Source organism: Brevundimonas sp., from assembly GCF_036402095.1.
Lineage (GTDB): Bacteria > Pseudomonadota > Alphaproteobacteria > Caulobacterales > Caulobacteraceae > Brevundimonas.
Genome location: NZ_DASWTO010000021.1, coordinates 1 through 3,959, shown reverse-complemented (window position 1 = coordinate 3,959; position 3,959 = coordinate 1). Strand labels below are relative to the sequence as shown.

Annotated in this window: 4 protein-coding genes; all 4 read left to right on the top strand. The window is 67.4% G+C overall.

What is annotated here, in order from left to right; genetic code table 11:
* Positions 1-1,939, top strand: a 1,939-nt coding sequence (gene nuoG / locus VGD32_RS01610; protein ID WP_331030155.1) for an NADH-quinone oxidoreductase subunit NuoG, incomplete at its 5' end; no start/stop codon positions are given.
* A 6-nt stretch (positions 1,940-1,945) separates the two neighbouring features.
* Positions 1,946-3,010 carry an NADH-quinone oxidoreductase subunit NuoH gene (gene nuoH, locus VGD32_RS01605; protein WP_331030154.1) on the top strand — a complete coding sequence of 355 codons (1,065 nt, stop codon included), beginning with the start codon at positions 1,946-1,948 and terminating at the stop codon, positions 3,008-3,010.
* Positions 3,007-3,231, top strand: coding sequence for a hypothetical protein (locus tag VGD32_RS01600; RefSeq protein WP_331030153.1), 225 nt, complete (start codon positions 3,007-3,009; stop codon positions 3,229-3,231). The genes nuoH and VGD32_RS01600 overlap by 4 nt, the downstream gene beginning before the upstream one ends.
* Entirely contained in the window at positions 3,231-3,722 is a 492-nt protein-coding gene (nuoI, locus tag VGD32_RS01595; RefSeq protein ID WP_331030152.1) for an NADH-quinone oxidoreductase subunit NuoI, read from the top strand. Before VGD32_RS01600 ends, nuoI begins: the two co-directional genes overlap by 1 nt.
* The last annotated feature ends 237 nt before the right edge of the window (positions 3,723-3,959 follow it).

Genomic DNA, 3,959 nt, shown 5'->3' with positions numbered 1-3,959 from the left:
CGAGCGGCTGTCGATCGCCGGCAACTGCCGCATGTGCCTGGTCGAGGTGAAGCCCGGGCCGCCGAAACCGCAGGCGTCGTGCGCCCTGCCGGCCGCCGAGGGCCAGGAGATCTTCACCGACACGCCGATGGTCAAGAAGGCGCGCGAAGGGGTGATGGAGTTCCTGCTCATCAACCATCCGCTGGACTGCCCGATCTGCGACCAGGGCGGCGAGTGCGACCTGCAGGACCAGGCCATGGGCTACGGCCGCGACGGCTCTCGTTACGCCGAGAACAAGCGCGCCGTCGAAGAAAAGAACATGGGTCCGACGGTGAAGACCTTCATGACGCGGTGCATCCAGTGCACCCGTTGCGTCCGCTTCATCACCGAGGTCGCGGGCGTCCCGGACATCGGCATGATCTCGCGCGGCGAGGACGCCGAGATCACGACCTATCTCGAGAAGAACATCGACTCGGAGCTGTCGGGCAACGTCAACGACCTGTGCCCCGTCGGCGCCCTGACCCACCGGCCCTGGCAGTACCACTACCGGCCGTGGGAGCTGAAGAAGACCGAGTCGATCGACGTCATGGACGCGCTGGGCTCGAACATCCGCGTCGACGCCCGGGGCGCCGAGGTCATGCGCGTGCTGCCGCGCGTCAACGAGGGCGTCAACGAGGAGTGGCTGTCGGACATCAGCCGTTACGCCGTCGACGGCCTGCAGCGCCAGCGCCTCGACCGGCCCTATGTGCGCGAGAACGGCAAGCTGCGCGTGGCCTCGTGGGAAGAGGCGCTCGGCGTCGTGGCGGACCGGATCAAGGCCGCGAAGCCGGAGAGGATCGGCGTCGTCGCCGGCGACCTTCAGGACGCGGAATCGATGAAGGCGGCGCTGGACCTGTTCCGCGCCCTGGGCTCGGCCAACACCGACTGCCGCCAGGACGGGGCCGCCGTAGGATATGGTCCGCGCGAGGGATGGCTGTTCAACTCCGGCCTGCAAGGCATTGAAAAGGCGGACGCCATCCTGATCGTCGGGGCCAATCCCCGCACCGAGGCGCCGCTGCTGAACGCGCGCCTGCGCAAGGCCTGGCTGACGGGCAAGACCGAAGTCGGGGTGATCGGCGAGCAGGTCAACCTGACCTTCGACCACAGCTGGCTCGGCGCCGGCTCGAAGACGCTGGCCAAGCTGCCCAAGGCGGCGATGGACTTCCTGACGAAGGCCGAGCGGCCGGCGATCATCGTCGGGTCTGGCGCGCTGACCGGCGACAACGGACCGGCGGTGCTGAACGCGCTGGGCGCGCTGGCGAAGAAGGTCGGCGTGGTCGGCGAGGGCTGGAACGGCTTCAACGTGCTGCACAGCGCCGCCTCGCGCGTGGCCGGCCTCGACATGGGCTTCGTGCCCGGCGAGGGCGGGCTGACCGCGGCGCAGATGGCCGGGAAGGGCGCGCTGGACCTGCTGTTCCTGCTGGGCGCCGACGAGATCGACCTGTCGAAGTCCGGGGCGTTCCGCGTCTATCTGGGCAGCCATGGCGACCGCGGCGCGCACGGCGCCGATGTCATCCTGCCGGGCGCAGCCTACACCGAGAAGCCCGGTCTCTACGTCAACACCGAGGGCCGGGTGCAGATGGCCGAACGCGCCGTCTTCCCCAAGGGTCAGGCGAAGGAGGACTGGGCCATCCTGCGCGCCCTGTCGGCGCTGGTGGGGCAGACACTGCCGTATGACACGCTCGAGGCTCTGCGCTCGAAGCTGATGGCCGATCACCCGACCTTCGGCCGCATCGACTATCTGCCGCCGGCGGCGTCGTTCGACGTGGCGAGCCTCGGCAAAAAGGGCGACCTCGGCGACGTGGCCTTCCGTTCCGCGGTCCGCGACCCGTATCTCAACAACCCGATCGCGCGCGCCAGCGTGACCATGGCCGAGCTGTCCGCCCTGCGGACGGCCCCGGTCGCGATGGCGGCGGAGTAAGGCCCGATGGACTTCTGGACCACGCCCCTGGGATGGACCCTCGCCACCGCCGGCGGCATCCTGCTCGTCACCGTCGGCATCCTGATCTCGCTCGCCTTCCTGCTGCTGGCCGACCGGAAGATCTGGGCCGGCGTGCAGATGCGCAAAGGGCCCAACGTCGTGGGCCCGTTCGGCCTGCTGCAGTCGTTCGCCGACTTCTTCAAATTCGTGCTGAAGGAGATCGTCGTCCCGGCGGGCGCCGACAAGGTGATCTTCCTGCTGGCCCCGCTGCTGACCTTCGTCCTGGCCTTCATCGCCTGGGCGGCGATCCCGTTCGCCCCGGGCTGGGTCATCTCCGACCTGAACGTCGGCATCCTCTACATCTTCGCCATCAGCTCGCTGGGCGTCTACGGCATCATCATGGGCGGCTGGGCTTCGAACTCGAAGTACCCGTTCCTCGGCTCGCTGCGTTCGGCGGCGCAGATGGTGTCCTACGAGGTCTCCATCGGCCTGGTGATCATCAACGTCATCCTGCTGTCGGGAACGATGAACCTGACCCAGATCGTCACCCAGCAGGGCGGCTGGGTCTGGAACTGGTTCGCCTTCGGCGGCGGTCTCGCCACCCTGCCGACCATCGTGGTGATGTTCCCGATGGCGATCATCTTCTTCGTCTCGGCCCTGGCCGAGACCAACCGTCCGCCGTTCGACCTGCCCGAGGCGGAGTCGGAGCTCGTGGCCGGCTACCAGGTGGAATACAGCTCGACGCCGTACCTGCTGTTCATGATCGGCGAATACGCCAACATCGTCTTCATGTGCGCCATGATCAGCCTGCTGTTCTTCGGCGGCTGGCACCCGGGCTTCCCGACGGACTTCCTCAACGACTGGCCCGAGTTCGTAGCCAACCTGTTCTACTTCCTGGTCTTCTTCACCAAGATCATCTTCTGGTTCGCCATGATCGCCATGGTGAAGGCCTTCGTGCCGCGCTACCGCTACGATCAGCTCATGCGGCTGGGCTGGAAGATCTTCCTGCCGACCTCGCTGGTGGCCGTGGTGGTGGTCGCCGCCTGGCGGGTGTTCGGGGTGGGCGCATGAGCCGGCTCCTGACCCTGATGGTGATGGGCGTCGCGGTGTCGACCGCCGCCTGCGCCATCCCGACCTACGAGCCGGAACCGGTCTCCGCGGCCCAATGGCAGCGCCGGCAGGAAGCGATCGAGCGCCAGCAGGCCGAACGCGAACGCCTGTGCCGCATCACCAAGGATGAGGACCCGCGCAAGGAAGAGCTTTGCCGCGGCGTGTCCGGAGAGAAAGACTGATGCTGACCCGTCTCCTCCAGGCCGCGAAGGGCGCCATGCTGATCGACGTGATCGGCGCGGTCGGCCTGTCGCTGAAATACATGGCGCGGCCCAAGGCCACCGTGAACTATCCGTTCGAGCGCAATCCGCAGTCGCCGCGCTTCCGCGGCGAGCATGCCCTGCGCCGCTATCCGAACGGCGAGGAGCGCTGCATCGCCTGCAAGCTGTGCGAGGCGGTGTGCCCGGCGCAGGCGATCACCATCGAGAGCGAGCCGCGCGAGGACGGCAGCCGCCGCACCACCCGCTACGACATCGACATGACCAAGTGCATCTACTGCGGGTTCTGCCAGGAAGCCTGCCCGGTCGACGCGATCGTCGAGGGGCCGAACTTCGAATACGCCACCGAAACCCGCGAGGAGCTGCTCTACGACAAGGCCAAGCTGCTCGCCAACGGGGACAAGTGGGAGCGCGCCATCGCCGCGAACCTTGCCGCCGATGCGCCGTATAGATAATGGCCCGCGAGCATCCCTTTAGGTCCCCGGCCAAGGTCGGGGTTCAGGTCCCATTTTCGTGCTGGACCCCGGCTCGCGCCGGGTTTCGGCGGCGCTTCGGAACGGTCGAGTGATCCAGGTCTTCGTCTTCTACCTGTTCGCGACTCTCGTCATCGCCTCGGGGGTGATGACGATCGCTGCCCGCAACCCCGTCCATTCCGTGCTTTGGCTGATCCTCGCCTTCTTCAACGCCGCCGG